Origin of the sequence: Bradyrhizobium sp. KB893862 SZCCT0404 (assembly GCF_018130885.1) — a bacterium.
Classification (GTDB): Bacteria; Pseudomonadota; Alphaproteobacteria; order Rhizobiales; family Xanthobacteraceae; genus Bradyrhizobium; species Bradyrhizobium stylosanthis.
Genome location: NZ_JAFCLT010000002.1, coordinates 1,063,518 through 1,088,492, shown reverse-complemented (window position 1 = coordinate 1,088,492; position 24,975 = coordinate 1,063,518). Strand labels below are relative to the sequence as shown.

Below are 24,975 nucleotides of genomic sequence, written 5' to 3'. Positions count from 1 at the left end.
CGGTGACCCATGGCCGATACGTTAGCTGCTAGCCTGCCCAGCCCTCGCCGTTTCGGGGCGGACGCCTTCTTTGCGGCCGGCATCGTGACCATGCTCACGATCCTGTTCCTGCCGATACCGCCGATCCTGATCGATCTCGGCCTTGCCTTCTCGATCGCGCTGTCGGCGCTGATCCTGATGGTCGCGCTGTGGATCCAGCGGCCGCTGGATTTCTCCGCCTTCCCGACCGTGCTGCTGATCGCGACGATCCTGCGCCTGGCGCTCAATATCGCGACCACGCGTCTCATCCTGTCGCGGGGCGGCGAGGGCGAGCAGGCCGCAGGTCACGTCGTCGCCGGCTTCTCGAAGTTCGTCATGGGCGGCGACTTCGTCATCGGCTTGATCATCTTCGCGATCCTGGTCACGGTGAACTTCGTCGTGATCACAAAGGGTGCGACGCGTATCGCCGAAGTCGGCGCCCGTTTCACCCTGGACGCCATCCCCGGCAAGCAGATGGCGATCGACGCGGATCTGTCCGCGGGCCTGATCGACGACAAGGAAGCCCAGCGCCGGCGCCGCGAGCTCGAAGAGGAAAGCGCCTTCTTCGGCGCCATGGACGGTGCCTCGAAGTTCGTGCGCGGCGACGCCATCGCCGGCTTGATCATCACGGCGATCAACATCTTCGGCGGCATCGTGATCGGCGTCACCCATCACGGCCTCACGCTGTCGCGCGCCGCCGACGTCTACACCAAGCTCTCCGTCGGCGACGGTCTGGTGTCGCAGATGCCAGCCCTGATCGTGTCGCTGTCGGCGGGCCTGCTGGTCTCCAAGGGCGGCACCAGGGGCTCGGCGGAGCAGGCCGTGCTGCGGCAGCTCGGCGGTTATCCTCGCGCCGTGTCGGCCGCCGCGCTGATGATGTTCGTGCTCGCGCTGATGCCGGGGCTGCCGATGCCGCCCTTCATTCTGCTCGGCGGCGTCATGGCCTTCGTCGGTTACTCCCTGCCGAGGCGGCAGGCGGCCGAGAAGCAGAAGGAAGATGCGCGCAAGGCCGACGAGCGCGCCCAGGCCCAGGCCAAGGAAGCGGTCAAGGACTCGCTCAAGACGGCGGAGATCGAGCTGGCGCTCGGCGGCCACCTTTCGGTCCACCTGCTGGGCTCGCGCACCGAGCTCGGCCACCGCGTCGCCAAGATCCGCAAGAAGTTCGCCAAGCAATACGGCTTCGTGATTCCCGAGATCAAGCTCACCGACAATCTGTCGATCGATCCGAAGAGCTACCAGATCCGGATCCACGACACCCGCGTCGCCCACGGCGAGCTCAGGCTCGGCGAGGTGCTGGTGCTCGTCGACAAGGACGGAAAGCCCGACGTGCCCGGCGAAGAGGTGATCGAGCCCGCCTTCGGCATGAAGGCGCTGTGGGTCACGGAAGCCTTCACCGACGAGGTCAAGCGGCAGGGCTGCAAGCCGGTCGACAATTTGTCGGTTCTGCTCACGCATCTGAGCGAAGTGCTCCGGGCAAATCTCGCCCAGCTCCTGTCCTACAAGGACATGCGCGGCCTGCTCGACCGGCTCGATCCCGAATACAAGCGTCTCGTCGAGGATCTCTGTCCTTCGCAGATTTCCTACTCGGGCCTGCTGGCGATCCTGAAGATCCTGCTGGCCGAGCGCGTGTCGATCCGCAACCTGCACCTGATCCTCGAGGCGATCGCCGAGATCGCGCCCCATGTGCGGCGCCCCGAGCAGGTCGCGGAGCATGTGCGCACGCGCCTTGCCCAGCAGATCTGCGGCGACCTCTCCGACAACGGCGTGCTCAACGTGGTCCGCCTCGGCAACCGCTGGGATCTCGCCTTCCACCAGAGCCTCAAGCGCGACGCCAAGGGCGACGTCGTCGAATTCGACGCCGATCCGCGCCTCATCGAGCAGTTCGCGACGGAAGCCAGCGCCGCGATCCGCAAGTTCACCGAGAACGGCACCAGCGTCGTGCTGGCGGTGACCCCCGAGGCGCGGCCCTATGTCCGGATGATCCTGGAACGGGTATTCCCGACGCTTCCGATCCTGTCGCATGTGGAAGTGGCGCGCAGCGCCGAGATCCGTGCGCTCGGAGCCATCTCGTGATCAGCGGCCTTGCCGACAGCGTGCTGGTCACGTTCATCGTGTTCTGCCGCATCGGCGCCTGCCTGATGTTCGTGCCCGGCTATTCCAGCGTCAACGTCCCGGCCCAGGTCCGCCTGTTCATCGCGCTGGTCACGACCTTCGCGCTGACGCCGATCCTGATCGCGGTGGTGAAGCCTCTCACCGAGAACGTCGCGCCGCTGTCGCTCGCGCTCCTGATCGGTTCCGAGATCCTGGTCGGCAGCGTCATCGGCCTCGGCGGTCGCGTGTTCTTCCTCGCGCTCCAGACCATGGCGACCGTGATGGCGAGCGCGATCGGGCTCAGCAACATCCCGGGCACGCCGGTCGCCGACACCGATCCGGCGCCCGCCCTCGTGCCGCTGATCATGGCATCGGTCACCACGCTGTTCTTCATGACCGACCAGCACTGGCAGGTGCTGCGCGGGCTGATGAACTCCTACGACGTCTGGCATCCCGGCAGCAGGATCGGCGGCAGCATGCCGCTCGACCAGCTCGTGGGCCGCCTGTCGGAGGCGTTCGTGCTGACACTGCGCATCGCCAGCCCCTTCATCGTCTATTCCGTCATCGTCAACTTCGCGGTCGGGCTGCTCAACAAGCTGACGCCGGCGATCCCGGTCTATTTCATCTCGGTGCCCTTCGTGCTGTTCGGCGGCTTCCTGCTGCTCTACCTGACCAGCGACGAGCTCTTGACGCAATTCATCCTCGGCGTCTCGTCATGGCTGGCGGAGTGAGGGATCATGAAGTCGCGCGCGGACAAGCTCGGTCGGATGGTCTCGCTGGTGAAGCTCCAGCTGCGGCTGTCCGAGTGGCAGCTCGCGCATCTGCGGCAGCAGGAGCGCAGCCTGCAGGACGAGCAGGAATGGCTGGTGGGCGCGCTGAACGGGGGCAAGCCGCCGGCGGGCTCGTCGAGCGACTCGATCGCACGGCGGCTCAACAGGACGAGCGTCGGGGCGCGCGCGGTGAAGGAGCAGGCCTCGCGGCAGCTCGACCAGGTTCGCGCCGAGACCCGCCGCGTGAAACAGCTCGAGGAAGTCGCCAAGGCGGCGCTCGCGGACAAGGTTCGCGACGCCGAAAAGCGCGCGCTCGAAGAGATGACGGGAACAAGCCTCACCGTGCGCGCGTGGACGCCACGGCCAGCCAGCCGGACCAAGACATGATCGTGACAGCAACACCCGACCTCGTCCTCGACGTCCTCGAGGCCGCCGATCCCGTGACGCAGCGCACGGCGACCGCGAAGCTCGATGCGCTGAAATCATCGGATGCCGATTTCGCCGCCACGATGGCCACGGAAGCAAGCAAGGCAAAAGCGGCTGCCGATCAGTCCGCGGCAACGCTTGCGGGGACGCAGTCGACGGCCGTGAACGGGCCGCCGGTGCAGGTGATCAAGAAGCCCGGCCAGGACGAGGTCTATCGCAAGTTCGAAGCCTTCATCCTGCAGACCTTCGTCGAGACGATGCTGCCGAAGGATTCGGAGCAGGTGTTCGGCAAGGGGACTGCCGGCGGCGTGTGGAAGTCGATGCTGGCGGAGCAGCTTGGCGCCCAGCTGGCGAAGGGCAAGGGCATTGGCATTGCCAAGCAGCTCGCCGGCGCACATCCGGTGGGACCGGACACGACGGGCAAGGCCGGATGACGATCAGGGAAATGGGTGACAGACGTTGAGGGGTGAATTTCCTATGCAGGCACAAGAAAGCGCGGCGGCCCTGGTGATGGAGCAGCCGGTGGTGGACGCCGAAGCGATAGCGATGGAAGCGGCATCAAGCGATGCGCTGCTGCCCGTGCTGCTGACCAATGTCGGCGGCGAAGCGGTCATCGAGGCCACGGAGACGGAGAAGTCGGACGAGGTGCGCGGCCTCTTGGCGTCGATCCGCCGGCTCGAAGGCATTGTCGAGGAGGAGACGGAGGCGCTCTCGACGGGCAAGAAGATCGATTTCGACGAATTCAGCGCCCGCAAGAGCCGCGGCATGCTCGAATTCGTTCGCCTGATGCGGGCGCGCATGCATCTCGGCGCCGAGCTCGAGGTCACCGAGGAGATCCAGCGTCTGCGCGAGAAGCTCGAGCGCAATCGTTCCCTCCTCGAGATGCATTACGATGCGGTGCGCGAGGTCGCCTCCATCATCGTCAGGGCAATCAAGGACGTCGAGTCGGACGGCACCTATACCGGTCGCGCAGCACAGGACGGAAAATGATCAGGGTCGTGCTGGCCGGGCTCTGGGTCTGCATCCTCACCGCGGGCACGAGCTATGGCGTGGCCTACTGGAAGGAGAACGGCAGCCTGCTGCCGCCAAAGGACGCCTATCTCGACGGGCTGCAATACCAGAAGACGCGCGCGTTGAGCGTGCCCATGGTCGAGAACGGCAACGTGCAGGGCTACATCGTGGCGCGCTTCGTCTACACCGTGGAGGCGCGGACCATGCACCAGCTCAACGTCCCGCCCGAGCCGTTTGTCGTCGACGAGGCCTTCCGCAGGATCTATGCCGACGACCGCCTCGATTTCCGGAAGCTCGCCCGCTACGACCTCGGCATCCTCACGACGGCGATCAAGCAGCGCGTCAACGAGCGGATGCAGGCCGACGTCGTCCAGGACGTTCTGGTCGAGGACTTCAACTACGTCTCCAAGGAAGAATTCCAGTCGAAGCCGTAGGCATCGCCGGCGGGCAAACCCCGGCCATTCTGAACAGTCGTGCCGCATGAAAGCCGGGGCGAGAGCCCTGGTCTGGTCGCGCCTGCGCTGCAGGGCCTGCATTCCCGCACTCCCGGCCTGACAAATGGAAAAGGCCTCTGCGAAGTCTTTCGCAGAGGCCTTTGTCCGTGCGGTGGCGTTCGCCGGGTCAGTTTCCGGGTTGATACGCCGCCGGGGCGGCATGCGCCCTGTTGAGGAGGATGCCGACCTCGTCGAGGTCCTGCATCGGCTCGTCGAGGGTCTCGCCGGCCGGGATGTTGAGGCGATACCCGACGTAGCGGCGGGCCACGATCGCATCGAAGCCGAGGCGGTCGCGGAGCTTCTTGCGCAGCTTGCTGACGTGGCTTTCGATCACGCTCTCGTCGAAGGTGGACTCGAAGATGCCGTAGACCGCGTTGAAGATCTGCGTCTTGGTGATCCACTTGCCGTGGTTGCTGACCATATACTCGAGAATGCGCAGTTCGCGGCGGGGCAGGGTGAGCGCGTGGCCGGCGATTTCGGGATCCCGCCCGTTGAAGAAGACCTGGATCCTGGTCTCGCAAGGCCTCGGCAGCTCGCCGACCCGGCGGCGTGCGATAGCAGCCGTTCGGGCCAGGATCTCGCGGAGATGTATCGGCACGTGCACGACGTCGTCGACGCCCGATTCAAACAGCTCCAGCGTGTTCTTGAGCATCTTCTGGCTGCTCATGGCGATGATGGGAGCCGACGAGCGCTTGCGCATCGCCCGCGGCAGAGTCCCGCGGCCGTCGCAATCCCCGAGAAGGAAGGCATCGACCGCCGCCAAGTCCGATTCACTCGCGGATTGCAGCCACTCCCAGAACTCTCCGGAGGAGAAGCCGATCGACGATACACCTTCGCGAACGAGCCCTCCAACGTAGCTGTTCGTGACGCTCTCGCGATCATCAACGATAATATACATCAGTCTTTCGCCCCTGTTTCGCACTTATCGCGGCCGGCTGGTTGTTGTGATGCCCGGCTCGGCGACTATGCTGTTTGACGATATTCCCATCCCGCGAACCGTTGTTATGGTTTCGATATTCGCGGGCAGCCCTACGCATTCAGTGCCTGCGTTTTCCGCGGGCCTGTTACTTCGACTCGATACTGAACGCTTACTGCGTGAGGCCCGGCGGGTGTCTTACGGATCACCTCGCGGGGCGGATTGAGACAGCGACCTAGAACAGTTGCGCCAAGTTGCTTATCGCGTCCGAACGCTACTGAACCTTGCCGATCTCCTCGCCAACTGGCGAGAATCACTTAAGTAGGACCGTAACGATTGCCGATTTCCGATCAAGCGTGCGGAACAAAGCGATTGCTATGCGTGTTTGATGCTGTTGGTTTGTTACGAGTTGTTTCTTGATATATCTGATCGCACTAATTGATTTGAAATCTAAACTACTTCTGAATCGCGCCGTGTCTACAGTTCCGCATCTCTGTATAATCACTACTATTTTGGGTGGTGCTGGGGGTCGTGCGTAGAGGGGGGTTTTCAACCCCGGATTGACTCTATCCACCGCTTGTCCACATGCGACAATTCGACTCATGTGTGGCGACTAGACTCCAGCTTGGCGAAATCTTGGCGGGTGTGTGTCTTTCGAGTCGCACTTTCGCCGCGTGCGTGACGCGTTTGACTCATTCGACGTCGCATCGCGCGCGATGAGAAGTTTTCGACGCGCACGTTTCAGGCAAGCTTCGACAAATAAATTCGTCGCTCGATAGATCGAAGCGAACGGAGCATTCTCACATGTCGTCCGATGGACAAGCTCGTCCCGGCGCAACGCCCGATGTTGCCGCGGCGGCGAAGCCGGCTCCGGAAGCACGCAATACAAGTTCGCCGCAAGCGACCAAGCCCGCGCCAAACGCAAAGCGCATGTCGGCTGCAGCGAACGACGAGACTTTGGCGAAAGAGGCGCTCGAAGGACTGAAGCGCATCCGCGCCAAGGCGCGCCTCGACAAGATGGCAATACCCACGCCGGCACCGGCCGTGATCAAGCCGGCCGTGATCGTGGCCAAGCCGCCGCCGCCGCGGCCAACCTGGGTCGTGCCGCTCGCCACCTTGGCCGCCGCAGCCATCCTGGTGGTCTGCGCCTGCACCGGCGTCATCGCCTATCTCACCACGCAGCCCGCCCAGAACAATGTCGCGGCCAATACCGAGATCAGGAATCTGCGCGAGACGGTCGCGCAGCTGCGCAAACAGCTGTCGGGCGTGTCCGAGAATCTGGACGGTCTGCGCACCGCGGTCGATCAGTCGAGCAAGGCGACCAGTGATCGCTTCGGCAGGTTCGCCGAGAACCTCGACCGCATCGAGCGCGTGAGCTCGTCCTCGACGGTGAAACTCGACAAGCTCGCCCAGGCGCAAGTCCAGGTACCGACGCCGGCGACTGTTGCTTCGCAGCCGACCTCGCAGACGATGCCGATGATGGCCTCGGTCGCCGTTCCCGAATACACGGGTTCGGTGCCGGCGTCCGAACGCACGGCGGCGCCGCGCAAGGTGGTCAAGGGCTGGTCGGTGCGCCAGGCCTATGAGGGGATCGCGATCCTGCAAAGTCCGAACGGCGTCATCGAGGCCGTGCTGGGGCAGCAGGTGCCAGGTCTCGGCCGCATCGAGGAGATCAGAACCGAGAACGGGCGCCTGGTCGTGGAATCCAGCGGCGGTGTCATCTATTCGTCACGCAAGACGACGCCTTGATCTGAGCCCGCCGCCTACTGGCGGTGATGCTCGAAGCTGGTGCAGAGCAGCTCGACTTCCGGCTCGGCGATGGGCGCGCGGAACAGGCGGCAGGAGAACTCGGCCGCCGTCTTGCCGTCCGCGATGATGCGGTCCTCCCGAAGGAAGATGCAGCGCTTGCAGACGTCGGTATGGTGCCGCTGCTCGGCCGCGTCGGACTGATCCAGCACGTGGCGTAGCGCGTCGCGCAAACGGATCTTGGCTTCGTCGTCGAGCACGGCAATGGCGTCGACGAGAACGTTGACGGGATCGCGCGCCAGGAACTTCTTGCCCTGCTGCGTGACGCTCAGCATGACCGACCGCTTGTCCTTGGCCGAGCGCTTGCGCTCGATATAGCCGAGCCGTTCGAGTTCGCCGATGATGAACGAGGCGGTGCCGCGCGTGGTGCCGACGTAACTCGCCAGCGCCGAAGGCGTGCGGGAAAACCGGTTGGCACGGGAGAGGAAGCGCAGCGCCATCCATTCGCGGTCGCGCAGGCCGTGCTTGGTGCCTTCGAACCACAGGATGCGAGCGACCTGCTCCACCAGTTCGATCGATTCGCGAGCCAAATTCATTTCAATTCCGGACCGGATAAATCTTTATTCAATTGAGCCTGGGGCAGCGCAATCTGGGTGGACGACAATGAAGCTCTCGGATGATCCCTCGTCCTCGCGGAGCACGCCCTGGGGGATGACGCTTCTCCGTTCCCGAACATGGAACTTCCGGCCGTCGAACTAGAGCGTCACAAAGAAAGTTCGGGTGAATCGCACGGCTCAACTCTTCGGAAAATTTCAGTCAAATGACTGCGCTTCGCGCCGGATTCCGACCGCGCGCGCGGCATCCCGGCAATATGATGTGTCGTTACCGCCACTGCGCAGGCTATTTGTTGCAACCGAACGCTTCGAACGGCGCGAAGCGGCCGCGGATCTGCAACTCCTGGCCGCGCGGGCCGCGGCTGTAGAGTCGCAATGTTGGGTTAATGGATGTTGCGCCGCAGTGCAGCCACGCGGTTAAAGCCCGCACACGATCAGATTCGGATGGGTGGACCCGAGCGACAGTCGCAGGACGCCGGTCTCGCGCCAACGAAGGAATGAGACGGAGAGCCGCATCCTCGCAGGCTGGTGACTTGCCTTTGCCCGGCAACTATTGGCGAATGCGTCGCCCCGGGGCACCAGCATTGGGAATAGGAAGGGAAAGACCGATGAGCTTTGAAACCACCATGACATCCGACGTCGTCGGGCTGACAAAAGTCGCCCCGCTCTCGCGCCGCGGATTCATGAGCGCCACCGCGGCCGTCGCCGCTGGCTATACGCTCGCGGCCGGTCCGGTCCGCGCCGACATCATCACGACTGACACGAACGGCCTCCAGACCGGCGATGCCAGGATCAAGGTGGGCTCGGAGGAGATGCCGGCCTATTTCGCCCGCCCGGCCGGCAACACCAAGGCGCCGGTGATCATCGTGGCGATGGAGATTTTCGGCCTGCACGAATACATCAAGGACGTGACGCGGCGCCTCGCCAAGCTCGGCGCCTTCGCCATCGCGCCCGATTACTACTTCCGCAAGGGCACCGACCTCACCAGGATCACCGACATCAAGGACCTGTTGCCGATCGTCAACGCCAAGCCGGACGCCGAGCTGCTGTCCGACCTCGACGCGGTGGTGGCATGGGCGGGATCGCAAGGCGGCGACACGGCGAAGCTCGGCATCATCGGCTTCTGCCGCGGCGGACGCACCGTCTGGGAATACGCGGCCCACAACGGCAACCTCAAGGCCGGCGTTGCCTTCTACGGCACGGTGGTCGACCCCGCCAATCCGCTCTGGCCGAAGAGCCCGATGCAGCTCGCTCCCGAGATGAAGGCGCCGGTGCTCGGCCTCTATGGCGGTGCCGATACCGGCATTCCCGTCGCCCAGGTCGAGCAGATGAAGGCGGCGCTCGCAGAGAACAAGAAGACGGCCGAATTCAAGATCTATCCCGATGCGCCGCACGGCTTCCACGCGGACTATCGCGGCAGCTACCGCAAGGACGCCGCGGACGATGCCTGGAAGCAGGCGGAGGCGTGGTTCAAGAAGTACGGCGTGTTGAGCTGATACCGAATTTCAGGGCGGCCCGCGTGGCCGCCCTTTCTCTATCAAGAGGCGCTGGTCTCACTTCGTCATCGCGCCGTAGACGATGTCCTGGACCTGCTCGCGATAATATTTGCGCAGCTCGCCCGGCGCCGCCGTTCCCACCACGACGACGAGGCGCTCCTTCGGATCGCAGAAGAACTGCGTGCCGTAGGCGCCGTTCCAGGTGAACTCGCCGGGATTGCCGGGGACCGACGACAGGCCCTCGCCGGTGCGGACCGCCACGGAAAGGCCGAAGCCGAAGCCGCCGCGATGCGGCTCGACATTCGCCACGTTGTTCTTGATCTCCGGGCCGAGGTGGTTGGTCGTCATGTGGTGCACGGTCTTCGGGCCGAGGATGCGCTGGCCGTCGAGCTCGCCGCCGTTGAGCAGCATTTGTCCGAAGCGGACGTAGTCGCCGACGGTCGCGAACGAGCAGGCGCCGCCGCAATCGAACTTGGTCGGGCTATCGAGCAGCTTGATGGTCTGCGGCTTGCCGGTCAGCGGATCGTTCGCGAACGGGCGGGCGAGGCGAGGGCGTTGCGCGTCGGTCGGATGGAAGGTCGCGTCCTTCATGCCGAGCGGCTGCCAGACATTGGCGGCGAGATAGTCGCTGAGCTTCTGCTCGCTGACCTTCTCGACCACGGCGCCGAGCACGTCGATCGAAAAACCATACTCGAACTCGGTCGAGGGCTGATGCGCCAGCGGCAGCTTCGTGATGCGGTCGACGAAGGCCTGGGTGTCGCCCTCGATCGCGGGCGCGACGCCGTCAGGGTATTGCCGCGCCACCGGGCTCGACGAGTCCGGGCGGCCGCCATACATCAATCCGGAGGTGTGCCGGTAGAGATCGTGGATGAAGATCGGCGAGGCCTGCGGCTCGAGCTTGAGCGAGCCGTCGCTCTGGGGCACGCCGACCTTCATGTCGGCAAAGCCGGGATAGTAGTCGGACAGCTTGGCCTGGAGCGGCAGCTGGCCCCTTTCCATCAGGGTCAGGCCGGCGACCGCCGCCATCGGCTTGGTCATCGAGGCCAGCGCGAAGATCGCATCGACCGGCATCGGCGTGCCCTTGTTCGGATCGAGCATGCCATAGGCCTTGTAGTGCACGAGCTTGCCGTCCCGCGCGACGGCGACCACCGCGCCGGGGACGCGCTTGGCGGCGATCTCGCGTGCGAAGAAACTGTCGAGCCGCGCAAGACCCTGCTTCGAGAAGCCGGCGTCGTCCGGAGTGGTTTCGGGCAGCGGCGCGGCCTGTGCTGCACCGAGCGTGATGGCGGCCGCCGCCGCCGCGATCATGGCGATCGTCTTGTTCATTCTATTCCTCCCAGGCGAGCTCGTTATCGCAGTGGCTCGCGCGCTGCCTAGATCACGACCGCGCCGGAACGAAGTCAAGCGCGGGCAGGGCATGTCTGGGAGGCGCCGGACGTGCCGGAACCTAGCGGCCTTCGCCGGCGCGCCACAGCGCATCCAGGGCCTGGCGATAGCTGGGATAGGCGAGGGTGACACCGAGCTCACGCTTCAATTTCGCATTGGAGACGCGGGCGCTGCTGGCATAGAAGCTGCGCGCCATCGCCGACATCTCGGCGGTCTCGAACGCCTCTTCCGGCGGCGGCGCGACACCCATGAGCCGCGCGGCATAGGCGATCACGTCCTGGGGCGGTGCGGGCTCGTCGTCGCAGACATTGAAGATGCCGGCGCCTTCGTGGCCGATCGCGGCCACGATCGCGTCGGCGATATCATCGGCGTGGATGCGGTTGAAGACCTGCCCGGGCTTGATGATGCGCCGGGCCGTTCCGGCGCGCAGCGTCACAAGGGCGTTGCGGCCGGGGCCGTAGATGCCGGCGAGCCGAAGGATCGCGACGTTGCCCGGTACGATGTCCATCCAGGCCTGCTCGGCCGCGAGCCGCAGGCGCGTGCGCTCGAAGGCGGCCTGGGGCGGCGTGCTTTCATCCACCCACGCTCCGCCGTGATCGCCATACACGCCGATGGTGGAGAGATAGATGATCTTGCGGCGGCCTCCCGTCAGCACGTCGCCGAATGCCGCGAGAGCGGGGTCGCCGGTGCTGCCGGGCGGGATCGACACGAGGACGACATCGGCCTCGCTGAGGCGCCTGACGGTCTCATCGGTCGGGCTGCCGCCGGAAAAGCCATGCAGCTCGATACCCGCAAGGTCGTCCCGCTTCTTGGGATCGCGCACCGTGCCGGCAATGTGCGAGAAGGCGCCGCCGAACTTGCGGGCAAAATGCTGGGCGCTGTAGCCGAGGCCGAGGATGAAGAGCCGCATGCGTCTCCCGTGCAGGTCGAGGTTCCCGTTCGCGCTGGCGGTGCGCCTGTCGCTCATAAGAGATTTTTGGGTCCGGCAAAAGATATTGCGATTTTACTCGGCCGCCAGTGCGGGCGATGGTCGCCCGTGACAGGGAGGCATCGACCATGCAGGCAGAAGCGATCGCTCCAGCGGGTGCAGCCGAGCTGATCCGGCGCGCGGCTGCGCTGATCTTCGATGTCGACGGCACCCTGGCCGAGACCGAGGAACTGCATCGGCGGGCCTTCAACCACGCCTTTGCCCGTCACGGTCTCGATTGGCATTGGGACCGGGCCACCTACAAGGACCTGCTGCGCGTCACCGGCGGCAAGGAACGCATGCGCGCCTACCATAACAGGCAGTGGATCGCGCCGCCGTTGTCGGACCCGGATATCGCCGAGCTTCACCGCATCAAGACTGCCCATTACGCCGAGCTGGTCGAGACGGGCTGCTGCCCGTTACGGCCGGGCGTGGCGGAGCTGCTCGACGCTGCAAAGGCGCGGGGCCAGCGGCTTGCGATCGCGACCACCACCTCGCACGGCAATATCGATGCGCTGCTGTCGCAGGCGCTGGGCCGGCGTTGGGCCGCCGATTTCGATGCGATCGTGGCCGGCGACGATGTCAGGCACAAGAAGCCGGCGCCGGATGTCTATCTCGAGATCCTGGCGCGGCTGAAGCTCGACGCGGCCGACTGTCTCGCGATCGAGGATTCCGCAAACGGCCTGATCGCGGCCTCGCAGGCCAACATTCCGGTGCTGATCACGCGCAGCATGTTTTTTGGGGATGTCGACTTCACCGCGGCGAGGGCCGTGCTGGATGATCTGTCGGGCCTTGGATGAGGGGCCAACACAAAAGTTGGAAAACAACCCCATGCACAGTAGACCACGCCGGCGTGGGAGCCCGTCGTCAGTGGACCCTGTGGCTCGCTCTATCGTCTTCAGCCTGCTCGACAATCTGCGCAATCGGGCTCGACTGGTGATGGACGAGGCGCCAGCCGTCGCCGACGCGCCGAAAATGGTTGGCTGCGGCCAGGGCGGTGCCATCGACGATCTCGATGCAGAGCACGCGCGCGCTGTCGCCGTCGACGATGGCCTGAGGCTCGGCGCAAACGATCTGCGGCCGTTCCGGATTCTGCAGGATGTCCCGCCAGCTTCCGATCACGGTGGCGCGGCCGATGATCGCGGGCCAGCCGGGATGGATGCAGGAGATGGCGTCGTCGTCCGCCCACATCTTCTCCATGCCGGCGAAGTCGCCGGTGGAGAAGGCGGCATAGAAGGCCGCGTTCGCGGCGATGACCTTGCTGTCCTTTGCCATACCTCTCGGGTGCGGCAATGACAGGCAAAAATCAAGCGCGACTTCCGTTCGATTTTGCGTTTGGTTTGACCGCAGTGCAGCATTCAAGACGCTGCCCACTTTATGGTCATGCCGAGACAAGCGTCTCCACGGCCCGCCGCGCGCCGTCTTTATAAAGACGGCCGAGCGCCGCGGTCACGGCTTCGCGCAGGCGCGGCTCGTCGCCCAGGGGCCCGAACACCTTCTGGACGCCGAGCAGTGCGGGCGCGAGCCGTTCGGCGACGGGACCGGCCTCGCGTGCCAGCGCGGCGAACTCGGCCGCAAGCGGATCGCGCACGTCGGTGGCGCGGCCCTTCTCGTCAGTGGCGGTGACGTAGCGCATCCAGCCGGCGACCGCGAGCGCATGCGTATCGACCGGCAGGTTCCGCGCGAGACGATCCTGCATCGCGCCGAGCAGGCGCTGCGGCAATTTCTGCGAGCCGTCCATCGCGATCTGCCAGGTGCGATGGTGCAGCGCTGGATTGGAAAAACGCTTGAGCAACGAGGCGCGGTAGGCGGCGAGATCCGTGCCCGCGGGCATCGTCAACGTCACCGCGGCCTCTTCCATCACCCGCGCGGCCAGACGCGCGAAATGCGGATCGGTCATGGTGTCGGCGATGGTCTCGTAACCTGCGAGATAGCCGAGATAGGCCAGCGCCGAATGGCTGGCATTGAGCAGTCGCAGCTTCATCAGCTCGAACGGCTTGACGTCGGTGACGAGCTCGACGCCGGCGGCGGCAAGGTCGGGCCGGCCCGCCGTGAAGCGGTCCTCGACCACCCATTGCGTGAAGGGCTCGGTCATCACCGGCCAGGCGTCGCGCATGCCGAGCGCGGATGACACCGCATCGCGGTCGGCGTCCGTCGTCTCCGGCACGATGCGGTCGACCATGGTCGAAGGGAAGGCGGCGTCGTCCGCGATCCACTTGCCGAGATCCTTGGAGCGGAGCGCGGCGAACTGCGTCACGATCCGCTGCACGGTGTGGCCGTTGGCGGCGAGGTTGTCGCAGCACAGCACGGTGAAAGGCGGAAGTCCCTGTGCGCGCCGGCGTGCCAGCGCCGCCACGATGAAGCCGGGTGCCGAGCGCGGCGCGTCAAAATTGTTGAGATCGTGCACGACATCGGGATGCCGCTCGTCGAGATCGCCGGTCTGCGGCGTGTGGCAATAGCCCTTCTCGGTGACCGTGAGCGAGACAATGCGGGTGGCGGGATCGGCCATCCGCTCGACCAGCGCTGCGGGCTTCTCGCGCGCGACGACGCTGTCGAGCAGGGCGCCGATCACGCGGTGTTCGGTGCCTTCGGCGGCACGTACGGCAACGGTGTAGAGATGGTCCTGCGGGGCGAGGGCGTCGCGTGTATCCGGGCTGCGCAGGCTGGCGCCGACGATGCCCCAGGACATGCTGCCGCCGGCAATGCAATCGTCGATGACGACCGCCTGGTGCGCGCGGTGGAAAGCGCCGAGGCCGAGATGCACGATACCGGGCGTAACGCGCGCGCGGTCATAGGCCGGGCGGCGGATGCCGGGTGCCAACCGGTCGAGATTGGCGCTGCCAAGGCGCTCTGAATTGCGCATGGACGTCTCCCCCTTGCTTTGCCGCTGCTTGACATGGCGCCCGTATCAGGTCAATGCTCCGGTCAATTGGTAAGACCAATTTCCAAAAATTGGCGGGCCGCGGGTTTGACGACCCCCGCGCAGCCCTTTCGGGAGGACCAGCGTGCCGCTGGAAGCTGTGGAGGCGAGACGGCTTTATCGCCAGGTCGCCGATCAATTGCGAAGCCTGATCGACAGCGGCGAGTACGCGGTCGGCAGCCGCTTGCCGACCGAGCGCGAGCTCGCCGAGCAGCTCAAGATCTCGCGCCCCACGGTGCGCGAGGCCCTGATCGCGCTCGAGGTCGAGGGGCGAGTCCGCATCCGCGTCGGCTCCGGCATCTACGTGACCGAGCCCGCGGACGCCGCACCCACGCTGCCGGCCGCCGGTATCGAAGGCCCGTTCGAGCTGCTGCGCGCCCGCGAATTCCTGGAAAGCGCGATCGCCGAGCAGGCCGCGCGCGTCGCGACCAGGGACGATATCGCCCGCATCGATGCCTCGCTCGTCGCGATGGAGAATGTCGAGCACCCCGGCGAAGCCTCGATGGTGCATGACCGCGCCTTCCACGTCGCGATAGCCGGCAGCCTCGGCAACGCGGTGCTGGTGCGCGTGGTCGGCGAATTGTTCGACCAGCGCCTCAATCCCTATTTCGCGCAGCTTGCGCATTATTTCGAAAGCCCGGGCACCTGGCGCACCGCGCTGGACGAGCATCGTGCCGTGCGCGACGCGATCGCGAGACACGATCCCGACGCCGCCCGTGAGGCCATGCGGAAGCATCTGGCGCGCTCGCAGGAACGCTTTGCGCAGAATTTTGGGGCCGAGACTGCCGCCGGAGGAAACCGGCCGGCGCGAGCTCCGGCAAAACCAGACAGCGCACCGAAGAAGCAGGCCAAGGAACGCCCCAAGGAGCGTGCCAAGAGCGGCAGTGCACGGCGTCGATGAGATTGGGCGGTCCGTCCCGATGTTGGGGCGGACAAACAAGAAGCAGACTTTAGTCAGTGGAGGATAAGACAGTGTTGAAGAAGATGACGATGGTGCTGGCGACTTCGGTCGCGGCGATGTTCGCAGCAAGCAATCCCGGCATGGCGCAGACCAAGCTCAAATGGGCCCATGTCTACGAGACCTCGGAGCCGTTCCACACCGCTTCGGTCTGGGCCGCGCAGGAGATCGGCAAGCGCACCAACGGGCGCTATACGGTCGATGTCTATCCGGCCTCGCAGCTCGGCAAGGAAGCCGACATCAACCAGGGCCTCTCGCTCGGCTCGGTCGATATCATCATCTCCGGCTCGAGCTTCGCGGCGAAGAGCTTCGCGCCGATCGGCGTGACCTACTATCCTTACACCTTCCGCGACGCGGACCATCTCCTCGCCTACACCAAGAGCGATATCTTCAAGGAGCTCGCCAAGGGCTATGAGGACAAGAGCGGCCACCACATCGTCGCGGTGACCTATTACGGCGTGCGCCAGACCTCGTCGAACAAGCCGATCAAGAGCTGCGCCGACCTCAAGGGCCTGAAGATGCGCGTGCCCGACGTGCCGGCCTACCTCGCCATGCCGCGCGCCTGCGGCGCCAACACCGCGCCGATCGCGTTCGCCGAAGTCTATCTCGCGCTCCAGAACGGCACCGTCGAGGCGCAGGAGAACCCGCTGACCACGATCGAGGCCAAGAAGTTCTACGAGGTGCAGAAGCACATCGTGCTGACCGGCCACATCGTCGATCACCTCAACACCGTGGTGGCCGGCGCGCTCTGGAAGAAGCTCTCCGACGAGGACAAGAAGATCTTCACCGACGTCGCGCAGGAAGCCGCTGCCAAGGCCACCGAGGAAATCAAGCAGAACGAGGCCAAGCTCGTCGCCTTCTTCAAGGACAAGGGCCTGACCGTGACCGAGGTCGACAAGAACGAGTTCCGCGACATCGTGCTGAAGAACGTTCCGTTCGAGACCTTCGGTTATCGCAAGGCCGACTGGGAACGCATCCAGGCGGTGAAGTGACGACGTAGTCGTCATCCCGGGCGGTCCGCAGGACCGAACCTACGGTGCGCAATTGCGCACCTGAGATCTCGAGGTTCCGGGTTCTCGCTTCGCGAGCCCCGGAACGACGATTTGGAGAGAGGTAACCCCATGTCCACCGTCGAAGTGCACAGGCAGATCACCGGCGACGAGATCGCCCATACCTTCGAGGAGGAGGCGACGCCGAAGGTCGATCTCGGCGTCTACGCCTTCGAGGATTGGGTGGCGCTCGTGATCTTCTGGGTGATGGCGCTTGCCGTCTTCCTGCAGTTCTTCACCCGTTACGTCCTCAACGACAGCTATGCCTGGACCGAGGAGATCGCGACCTATTGCCTGATCGGCGTGGTCTTCATCGGCTCCTCGATGTGCGTGCGGCTGTCGCGGCACATCCAGGTCGACCTGATCTACCGCTATCTGCCGCATCCCGTGGCGCGCGCATTGTCCACGGCGATCGACCTGATCCGGATCGCTTTCTTCGGCTACGCCATCAAGCTGGTCTGGGTCTACATCCAGATCATCGGCGATGAGTCGATGACGACGATCAATCTTCCCAAGGACTACGTCTATTACGCCGTCCTGGCCGGCTTCGTGCTGATGTTCGCGCGCTCGGTGCAGGTGGCCATTCAACATTTGCGACAGGGTTATTCGATCCTCGAACGTCCCGGCGCCTACGACGGTTTTGAAGGGTAATCCCATGTTCCTGTTGCTCGGAGGTTTCCTCGTCCTGATGCTGCTCGGCGTTCCCGTGGCGATTGCCATGGCCGCGTCGTCGCTGCTCTACATCCTGGTCAGCGGCGTGACGCCCGACGTTACGCTGGCGCAGCGCATGATCGCCGGCGTCGAGAGCTTTCCGCTGCTCGCCGTCCCCTTCTTCATCCTGGCCGGCAATCTCATGAACATCGCCGGCGTCACCGGCCGCATCTACAAATTCGCGGTCGCGCTGGTGGGGTGGATGCGCGGAGGCCTCGGCCACGTCAACATCATCGGCTCGGTGATCTTCTCCGGCATGTCCGGCACCGCGATCGCGGACGCCGCGGGTCTCGGCACCATCGAGATCAAGGCGATGAAGGACCACGGCTACTCCACCGAGTTCTCGGTCGGCGTCACCGCGGCCTCGGCCACGCTCGGGCCGATCATCCCGCCGTCGCTGCCCTTCGTGATCTACGGCATGATGGCGAACGTCTCGATCGGCGCGCTGTTCCTGGGTGGCGTCATTCCCGGCATCGTCATGACGCTGCTGATGATGGCGACGGTCACCTATTTCGCGCACAAGAACAAATGGGGCAGCGACACGCCGTTCTCCTGGCCGCAGCTCGGCTCGGCCGGCCTCGAGATCGCCATCGTGCTGGCGTTCCCGATGGCGATCTGGCTGATGGTGATGGCCGGCATGTCGGTCAACATGGCCGTCGTCATCGGTCTCGGCACGCTGCTGATCATCGACTGGTATTTCGATTTCTCGGCGGTGATGGCGCTGATGGCGCCTGTCATCCTGATCGGCGGCATGACGCTCGGCTGGTTCACGCCGACGGAAGCCGCGGTGGCCGCCGTGATCTGGTCGCTGTTCCTCGGCCTCGTCCGCTACCGCACCATGACCCTGAAGACCGTGGCGAAGGCGACCTTCGACACCATCGAGACCACGGCCTCGGTGCTGTTCATCGTCACCGCGGCCTCGATCTTCGCCTGGCTGCTGACGGTGTCGCAGGCCGCCCAAATGCTGTCGGACTGGATGCTCAGCATCACCCACAACAAATGGGTGTTCCTGGCGCTCGCAAACGTGCTGATCCTGTTCGTCGGCTGCTTCATCGACACCACGGCGGCGATCACCATCCTGGTGCCGATCCTGCTGCCGATCGTCCTCAAGCTCGGCATCGATCCCATCCATTTCGGCCTGATCATGACGCTGAACCTGATGATCGGCTTGCTGCATCCGCCGCTCGGCATGGTGCTGTTCGTGCTCGCCCGTGTCGCAAAACTCTCGGTCGAGCGCACGACGGTCGCGATCCTGCCCTGGCTGGTGCCGCTGATGCTCGCGCTGATCGCGATCACCTACATTCCCGAACTGACCCTCTGGCTGCCTAAATACATGGGACTCTCCAAATGACCTCGACCGCTCTCGCCGCAACCCTGTTCGGCCCCGAAGACCTGCGCATGGTCGAGCATCCGCTCGACAAGCTCGCGAACGGGATGGTGCGCATCCGCTTCGGCGCCGGCGGCATCTGCGGCTCGGACATGCACTATTTCCGTCACGCCCGGACCGGTGATTTCGTCGTGAAGTCGCCGCTGGTGCTCGGTCACGAGATCTCGGGCGAGGTGGTGGAGATCGCAGGCGCCGCTGCCAACCTGAAGGTCGGCGATCGCGTCGCGGTCAACCCGTCGCGCTGGTGCGGCCATTGCGCCGCCTGCCGCGAGGGCCGGCCGAACCTCTGCGAGAACATCTACTTCATGGGCTCGGCCTCGAAGACCCCGCACATGCAGGGCGGTTTCGCCAATTATTTCGACGCGGTCCCGGCGCAGTGCGTGAAGATTCCGGACCATGTGTCGTATCAGGCGGCAGCACTGGCCGAGCCGCTCGCGGTCTGCCTGCACGCGGTCGCGCGCGCCGGCAATATCGAGGGCAAGCGCGGCATCATCTTCGGCGCCGGGCCGATCGGCCTACTGACCATGCTCGCCGCTCACCGCGCCGGCATGGCTGATGTCACCGTGGCCGACATCGCGCCGGCCCCGCTTGCGTTTGCGACCAAGCTCGGCGCTACGCATGTCGAGAACGTCTCGGGTGGTGAGGAAGGCCTGAAGGCCCAGGCCGCGTCGCGTCCCTACGACGTCGCGTTCGAGGTCTCGGGGACTGCTGCGGGCCTCGCCAGCGCGATCGGCATCGTCCGGCGCGGCGGCGTCGTGGTCCAGATCGGCAATCTGCCAGGCGGCCAGATCCCGACGCCGTCGAACGCGGTGATGGCGAAGGAGATCGACCTGCGCGGCTCGTTCCGCTTCGGCTTCGAGTTCATGACCGCGGTGGAACTGATCGGCAACGGCAGCGTCGACGTGTTGTCGCTGGTGACCGCCGAGCGGCCGTTGTCCACCGCACCCGACGCGCTGCGGCTCGCGCTCGACCGCTCGCAGAGCGTCAAGGTCGTGCTGACCGCCAACTGATCGGAGACAATTCATGATGCTCGAGGGATGGCGCTGGTACGGACCGGATGATCCGGTCTCGCTCGACGACGTCAGGCAGGCCGGGGCGAGCGATATCGTCTCGGCGCTGCATCAGGTGCCGATCGGCGAAGCCTGGACGCGCAAGGCGGTCGAGGAGCGCAAGAATTTCATCGAGAACGGCCAGCCGGGCCGCTCGCAACTGACCTGGTCGGTGGTGGAATCGATCCCGATCCCCGACGACGTCAAGCGTCTCGGGGGCAAGGCGACGAAGTCGATCGCGGCGTGGATCGCGAGCCTGGAGGCGGTCGCCGCCAGCGGCATCAAGATCATCTGCTACAATTTCATGCCGGTCGTGGACTGGTGCCGCACCGATCTGGAATGGGAGCTGCCGAACGGCGCCCGCGCCATGCGCTTCGACCAGGACCGCTTTGCCGCGTTCGAGCTGCACATCCTGAAGCGCCCTGCCGCCGCGCAGGAATATTCGCCGGAGCAGCAGGCGCGCGCGAAAGCGCTGTTCGAGAAGATGAGCCAGGCCGACATCGACTATCTCGTGATGGTGATCGCCAGCGCGCTGCCGGGCTCGACCACCGAGCCGATGACGATCCCGCAATTCCGCGACCGGCTCGAGACCTACCGCGACATCACGCCAAAGATCCTGCGGCAGCATCTCGCCGAATTCCTGGCGCAGGTGACGCCGGTCGCCGAGCAGCTCGGGGTGTCGCTGACCCTGCATCCGGACGATCCGCCGCGGCCGCTGTTCGGCCTGCCGCGCATCGCCTCGTCCGCGGACGACTACCAGGCGCTGTTCGACGCCGTGCCGTCGAAGGCCAACGGCATCTGCCTGTGTACGGGCTCGCTCGGCGTGCGCGCGGAGAACAACCTGCCCGAGATGGCCGAACGCTTCGGCCCGCGCATCGCCTTTGCCCATCTGCGCGCCACCAAGCGCGAGGCGGACGGCCTGTCGTTCTACGAGTCCGATCATCTCGACGGCGACGTCGACATGGTCGCGGTGCTCAAGGCGCTCCTGAAGGAGAACGCCAAGCGCTCAAAGGACAAGAGGATCGTGTTCCGGCCCGACCACGGCCACCGCATGCTGGACGATCTCGCCGCGACCAAGCGCACCAATCCCGGCTACACCGCGATCGGGCGCCTGCGCGGCCTTGCTGAGCTCCGCGGCGCGATCCGGGCGATCGAGCATCGGTGATGCCAGCGCTTTAGTTTTGGCGGCAGAGCGGCGATACTCCGGGACGAAATCAGGGAGAGCTGACCTTCCATGCGCGTCTTTTCCGCCGCCCTTGCCACCGAGACCAACACCTTTGCGCCGATGCCGACAGGCGTGTCGGCATTCCACGAGCGTGCTTACTATCCGGCCGGGCAACATCCCGACCGGATGCAGATGCACGGCGGCCCGCTTTGGGCCGCCCGCGAGGTCGGGCCTTCGCGTGGCTGGACCCTGATCGAGGGGCTGGTGGCGGCGGCCGTGCCCAACGGCATCGTGACGCGCGCGGCCTTCGAGAGCCTGCGCGACCAGCTCCTTGCGGACCTCAAGGCCGCTCTTCCCGTGGACATGGTCCTGCTCGGCATGCACGGCGCCATGGTCGCCGACGGCTATGATGATTGCGAAGGCGATCTCCTTGCGCGCGTCCGGCAGATCGTCGGACCTGATACGGTCATCGGCGGCACGCTCGACCCGCATACCCATCTCAGCGACGCCATGGTTGGCAATGCCGACCTGCTGATCTGCTGGAAGGAGTACCCGCACACGGACATCCTGGAGCGGGCGAGGGAACTCGTCGGGTTCTGCACGGCGCTGGCCGAGAAGCGGCTCAAGCTCAAATCCGCGGTCGTCGATACCGGCATGATCGCGACGCTGCACACCACGCGCGAGCCGGGAAAGAGCTTTGTGAACCGCGTGCGCGCGCTCGAGGGCAAGGACGGCATCGTCTCGGTCTCGATCGTGCACGGCTTCTCGTGGGGCGACGTGCCTGACATGGGCACCAGGATGCTTGTCTACAGCGACGCCGCGATGGATCCCGACGGCGCGCGGGGGAGAGAGCTGGCGCAACGCCTGGCGCGCGAGCTGTGCGAATTGCGCGATGCGCTCGTCGAGCCCCTGATCGGCGTCGATGCCGCGCTCGATGCGGCAGTGGCCACGAACGGGACGGTGGTGCTCGGCGACGGAAATGACAATCCCGGCGGCGGCGCGCCGGGCGATTCGACCTATATCCTGCGGCGCCTCATCGACCGCAACGTCGCGAGCGCCTGTCTCGGGCCGCTGTGGGACCCGGGCGCCGTGCGGATTGCCTTCGATGCCGGTGTTGGCGCGCGCCTTGGCCTGCGCATCGGCGGCAAGATCGGGCCGCTGTCCGGCGATCCCGTCGACGCCGTCTGGGAGATCCGCGCACTTAGGCCGGACATGGTCATGACGGGACTTGCGGGGACGCCGGCGAAGCTTGGCGACTGCGCGCTTGTTGCGTGCAACGGCGTCGAGGTCGCGCTCTCGACCTTCCGTTGCCAGGCCTTCGGCGCCGATCTCTTTACGCAGCTCGGGGTCGATCCCGCGCAGCGCAAGATCGTCGTGGTCAAGTCATCCCAGCATTTCCGCGCGTCGTTCGAGCCGATCGCCGCGAGGGTCATCATGGTCGACGTGCCCGGCGTGGTCGCGCGCGACATCACCTCGTTGCCGTATCGCAAGATCAAGCGTCCGAAATGGCCGCTGGACGCCGGCTGACGGCGCATCCGCGCTTCAATAGCAGGCGGTCATCAATTTCAGCTTCGGATAGAGCCGGTCGATCGCGGCGATCTCGCTTCGCATCTGCGCGATGATCCAGTCGCGGATCTCGGCGGCGATCGGGCGCATCGCCCGGTTGCGCGGCGGCAGGAATTCGCAGATGCGGCGCGTGGTGGTGAGCCGGTCGGAGGCCGGCACCAGCGCGCCGGTCAGCAGCCAGTGCGAGGCGACCGTGAGCCAGCCGAGCGCGATGCCCTGGCCGAGCAGGGCGGCCTGCACCACGACGGCATAGTCGGTGAAGCTCAGTCCCTTGGCCGCGCCGCGGCGCCCGGTGAGGAGCGAGGCGTAATCCGCGGCCCAGTCGCCCGGCGTCTCCGCGAGGCGGATGATGGTGTTGCCCTCGGCGGGATCGGTCTCGCCGAGATAGGCCGGGCTGCACATCGGCAGCATCGCTTCCTTCATCACCAGCGTGCCGCCGGACGACGGCTCGTCACGGTCGCGAAAGCGCATGCCGAGATCGACATTCTCCACCGGCCCGCGCAGCGCGCCGGAGATGAGCTGGAAGCGCAGGTCGACCTGCGGAAACTGCTTCTGCAGCTTGTCGATGCGCGGCATCAGCCAGTGCGTGGTGAAGGGAGGAGACCGACAGCGTCACCGTCTCGGTGCCCTTGCGACGCCGCTCGATCTCGGTGAGCCCGCTCTCGATGCTGCGAAAGCCTTCGAGCACGCGGCGATAGAGCAGCTCGCCTTCCTCGGTGAGCACGGCGCGGCCCGCCTTGCGATCGAACAGGCGGACGCCGAGATGATCCTCGAGCTGGCCCAGCATGCGGCTCACCGCGGGCTGCGTGACGTTCAGCTCGGCCGCCGCCGCGGTGAAGCTGCCGTTGCGCGCCGCCGCGTCGAAGACGAACAGGGCGTTACTCGACGGCAGCATGCGGCGCAGCTCTGGCATAACGTCATGTTATGGACGCGGTGAGAATTTGGCAATTGCCGAGTTTTGCCAAGTCTGGTGTCATTGGCATGACAGCCTAAACACAGGGGCTTCGGGAGAAGATTTGGTGCGGCGCACGCTTTGACGGTGCGGGCTCCAGATCCCTGTCTATAAAGCAGGCTTATGGCGCGCAGTGAGGCACGCCATTGCAGGACATGGCGAGGTCGATCGTTGGACAAACGAGCGGAAAGCGTCGAGATCAGGTCCGCGAGCAAGGCTTACGGCGCGGTGCGCGCCCTCGACGACGTGTCCCTCAATGTCGGCGCCGGCGAGTTCGTCTCGCTGCTCGGCCCCTCCGGTTCTGGCAAGACCACGCTGCTCGGCATCTTGGGCGGCTTCATTCTGCCGACCTCGGGCACAATCCTCTTTGGCGGGCGCGACGTCACCTACATGCCGCCGCACAAGCGCGACATCGGCGTCGTGTTCCAGAACTATGCGCTGTTCCCGCATATGAGCGTCGGCGAGAATGTCGCTTTCCCCTTGCGCGCGCGGCGCCTGCCGAAATCGTTCTGGCCGGACAAGGTGCGTGCGGCGCTCGGCATGGTCGGCCTTGCCGGTTATGAGGAGCGCGGCATCGCGCAGCTCTCGGGCGGCCAGCGCCAGCGCGTCGCGCTCGCGCGCGCCATGATCTTCGAGCCGCGCCTGATCCTCATGGACGAGCCGCTCTCGGCGCTCGACAAGCAGCTGCGCGAATCCATGCAGATCGAGCTGCGGGCGCTGCACCGGCGCATCGGCGCCACCATCATCTACGTCACCCACGACCAGCGCGAGGCGCTGACCATGAGCGACCGCGTCGCCGTGATGAAGGACGGGAGGCTGGTCCAGATCGACGTGCCCGAGCGGCTGCACGATCACCCCGCGGATTCCTTCGTCGCCAGCTTCATCGGCGAGGCGACGATGCTCCCCGTTCGCCGCGTCGACGCCTCCAGCGTCGCGCTCGGCAACGCACTTCTGCGCAGTGCCCGCGCCATTCCCGACGGCGATGCGCTGATGCTGGCCGTGCACAGCGAGAAGCTGCTGATCGACGACGGCGCGCAGGACGGCGCCTGCAACCGGCTGACCGGGACGGTCACCGACATCGTCTACCAGGGCGAGAGCCTGCGCATCTTCCTGGCGCTCGCCGATGGCATCGCGCTCAGCCTGCGCCAGCCGGCCTATCACCAGGCCTATCACCGCATCCCGCCGCTCGGCGGCAGCCTCACCGTCACGCTCCACCCCGAGGACACCATCGTCGTGCCCCGGGTGGGGGACTGAACCTAACGCCGCGTCCAACCGGAGAGAAG

General features: G+C 65.5%; 23 protein-coding genes and 1 pseudogene. 17 read left to right on the top strand and 7 right to left on the bottom strand.

The features are described from left to right. Positions 1-9: 9 nt before the first annotated feature. The 6 genes from flhA to JQ617_RS13875 are packed head-to-tail and all read left to right on the top strand — an operon-like array spanning position 10 to position 4,750. Positions 10-2,091, top strand: coding sequence for a flagellar biosynthesis protein FlhA (gene flhA / locus JQ617_RS13900; RefSeq protein ID WP_212026779.1), 2,082 nt, complete (start codon positions 10-12; stop codon positions 2,089-2,091). Further along, positions 2,088-2,840, top strand: a complete 753-nt coding sequence (fliR, locus tag JQ617_RS13895) for a flagellar biosynthesis protein FliR (RefSeq protein WP_212026778.1) — start codon at positions 2,088-2,090, stop codon at positions 2,838-2,840. The genes flhA and fliR overlap by 4 nt, the downstream gene beginning before the upstream one ends. A 6-nt stretch (positions 2,841-2,846) precedes the next feature. Beyond that, positions 2,847-3,266 carry a hypothetical protein gene (locus JQ617_RS13890; protein ID WP_212026777.1) on the top strand — a complete coding sequence of 140 codons (420 nt, stop codon included), beginning with the start codon at positions 2,847-2,849 and terminating at the stop codon, positions 3,264-3,266. Further along, positions 3,263-3,739: a rod-binding protein gene (locus JQ617_RS13885; protein WP_186467560.1), complete on the top strand. Its 477-nt coding sequence runs from the start codon at positions 3,263-3,265 to the stop codon at positions 3,737-3,739. The genes JQ617_RS13890 and JQ617_RS13885 overlap by 4 nt, the downstream gene beginning before the upstream one ends. Before the next feature lie 43 nt (positions 3,740-3,782). Next, positions 3,783-4,295: a flagellar biosynthesis protein FlgN gene (locus JQ617_RS13880; protein ID WP_212026776.1), complete on the top strand. Its 513-nt coding sequence runs from the start codon at positions 3,783-3,785 to the stop codon at positions 4,293-4,295. Beyond that, positions 4,292-4,750: a hypothetical protein gene (locus tag JQ617_RS13875; protein ID WP_063689970.1), complete on the top strand. Its 459-nt coding sequence runs from the start codon at positions 4,292-4,294 to the stop codon at positions 4,748-4,750. The genes JQ617_RS13880 and JQ617_RS13875 overlap by 4 nt, the downstream gene beginning before the upstream one ends. 187 nt (positions 4,751-4,937) lie before the next feature. Here the strand turns inward: JQ617_RS13875 and JQ617_RS13870 are convergent, their stop codons facing one another. Next, positions 4,938-5,708, bottom strand: coding sequence for a response regulator transcription factor (locus tag JQ617_RS13870; protein ID WP_212026775.1), 771 nt, complete (start codon positions 5,706-5,708; stop codon positions 4,938-4,940). An 822-nt stretch (positions 5,709-6,530) separates the two neighbouring features. On the opposite strand from JQ617_RS13870, the gene JQ617_RS13865 reads away from it, so the two are divergent. After that, positions 6,531-7,475, top strand: a complete 945-nt coding sequence (locus JQ617_RS13865) for a hypothetical protein (protein ID WP_212026774.1) — start codon at positions 6,531-6,533, stop codon at positions 7,473-7,475. Positions 7,476-7,489: 14 nt separating this feature from the next. On the opposite strand, the gene JQ617_RS13860 is transcribed toward JQ617_RS13865, so the two are convergent. After that, positions 7,490-8,068, bottom strand: a complete 579-nt coding sequence (locus tag JQ617_RS13860; protein ID WP_212026773.1) for a MarR family winged helix-turn-helix transcriptional regulator — start codon at positions 8,066-8,068, stop codon at positions 7,490-7,492. Between the two features lie 626 nt (positions 8,069-8,694). Here JQ617_RS13860 and JQ617_RS13855 point away from each other — a divergent pair. Next, a complete protein-coding gene (locus JQ617_RS13855; protein WP_212026772.1) occupies positions 8,695-9,582 on the top strand; it encodes a dienelactone hydrolase family protein in 888 nt (295 codons plus the stop codon). Positions 9,583-9,639: 57 nt separating this feature from the next. Here JQ617_RS13855 and JQ617_RS13850 read toward each other — a convergent pair whose 3' ends face one another. Then, complete coding sequence (locus JQ617_RS13850) at positions 9,640-10,908, bottom strand: serine hydrolase domain-containing protein (protein WP_212026771.1); 1,269 nt, start codon at positions 10,906-10,908, stop codon at positions 9,640-9,642. A 121-nt stretch (positions 10,909-11,029) separates the two neighbouring features. Continuing rightward, the gene (locus JQ617_RS13845) at positions 11,030-11,878 is read right to left on the bottom strand and encodes an SDR family oxidoreductase (RefSeq protein WP_212026770.1); all 849 of its coding nucleotides are present in this window, start codon (positions 11,876-11,878) and stop codon (positions 11,030-11,032) included. Positions 11,879-12,024: 146 nt separating this feature from the next. Here JQ617_RS13845 and JQ617_RS13840 point away from each other — a divergent pair, with 146 nt between their 5' ends. Continuing rightward, positions 12,025-12,735: an HAD family hydrolase gene (locus JQ617_RS13840; protein WP_212026769.1), complete on the top strand. Its 711-nt coding sequence runs from the start codon at positions 12,025-12,027 to the stop codon at positions 12,733-12,735. A gap of 67 nt (positions 12,736-12,802) precedes the next feature. Here JQ617_RS13840 and JQ617_RS13835 read toward each other — a convergent pair whose 3' ends face one another. Continuing rightward, complete coding sequence (locus JQ617_RS13835; protein WP_063689954.1) at positions 12,803-13,210, bottom strand: nuclear transport factor 2 family protein; 408 nt, start codon at positions 13,208-13,210, stop codon at positions 12,803-12,805. Positions 13,211-13,316: 106 nt separating this feature from the next. Then, on the bottom strand, positions 13,317-14,798 hold the full coding sequence (locus tag JQ617_RS13830; protein WP_212026768.1) for a mannitol dehydrogenase family protein: 1,482 nt from the start codon (positions 14,796-14,798) through the stop codon (positions 13,317-13,319). Positions 14,799-14,940: 142 nt separating this feature from the next. Between JQ617_RS13830 and JQ617_RS13825 the strand changes: the two genes are divergently transcribed. The 7 genes from JQ617_RS13825 to JQ617_RS13795 all read left to right on the top strand — a co-directional run bounded on the left by JQ617_RS13825 (position 14,941) and on the right by JQ617_RS13795 (position 22,701). Next, a complete protein-coding gene (locus JQ617_RS13825) occupies positions 14,941-15,756 on the top strand; it encodes a FadR/GntR family transcriptional regulator (protein ID WP_212026767.1) in 816 nt (271 codons plus the stop codon). A gap of 89 nt (positions 15,757-15,845) precedes the next feature. Then, the gene (locus JQ617_RS13820) at positions 15,846-16,805 is read left to right on the top strand and encodes a sialic acid TRAP transporter substrate-binding protein SiaP (protein WP_212026828.1); all 960 of its coding nucleotides are present in this window, start codon (positions 15,846-15,848) and stop codon (positions 16,803-16,805) included. Between the two features lie 129 nt (positions 16,806-16,934). Beyond that, on the top strand, positions 16,935-17,513 hold the full coding sequence (locus JQ617_RS13815; protein ID WP_212026766.1) for a TRAP transporter small permease: 579 nt from the start codon (positions 16,935-16,937) through the stop codon (positions 17,511-17,513). A gap of 4 nt (positions 17,514-17,517) precedes the next feature. Then, positions 17,518-18,924: a TRAP transporter large permease gene (locus JQ617_RS13810; protein WP_063689940.1), complete on the top strand. Its 1,407-nt coding sequence runs from the start codon at positions 17,518-17,520 to the stop codon at positions 18,922-18,924. Next, the gene (locus JQ617_RS13805; protein WP_212026765.1) at positions 18,921-19,970 is read left to right on the top strand and encodes an L-idonate 5-dehydrogenase; all 1,050 of its coding nucleotides are present in this window, start codon (positions 18,921-18,923) and stop codon (positions 19,968-19,970) included. The genes JQ617_RS13810 and JQ617_RS13805 overlap by 4 nt, the downstream gene beginning before the upstream one ends. A gap of 13 nt (positions 19,971-19,983) precedes the next feature. Continuing rightward, positions 19,984-21,174 (top strand): mannonate dehydratase, encoded by a 1,191-nt coding sequence (gene uxuA / locus JQ617_RS13800; RefSeq protein WP_212026764.1) that lies wholly within the window; start codon positions 19,984-19,986, stop codon positions 21,172-21,174. A gap of 69 nt (positions 21,175-21,243) precedes the next feature. Further along, entirely contained in the window at positions 21,244-22,701 is a 1,458-nt protein-coding gene (locus JQ617_RS13795; RefSeq protein ID WP_212026763.1) for a M81 family metallopeptidase, read from the top strand. Positions 22,702-22,716: 15 nt separating this feature from the next. Here JQ617_RS13795 and JQ617_RS13790 read toward each other — a convergent pair. Further along, positions 22,717-23,653: pseudogene (locus tag JQ617_RS13790) on the bottom strand (LysR family transcriptional regulator). 210 nt (positions 23,654-23,863) lie between these two features. Here JQ617_RS13790 and JQ617_RS13785 point away from each other — a divergent pair. Continuing rightward, positions 23,864-24,946: an ABC transporter ATP-binding protein gene (locus JQ617_RS13785; RefSeq protein WP_212026762.1), complete on the top strand. Its 1,083-nt coding sequence runs from the start codon at positions 23,864-23,866 to the stop codon at positions 24,944-24,946. Positions 24,947-24,975 lie beyond the last annotated feature (29 nt).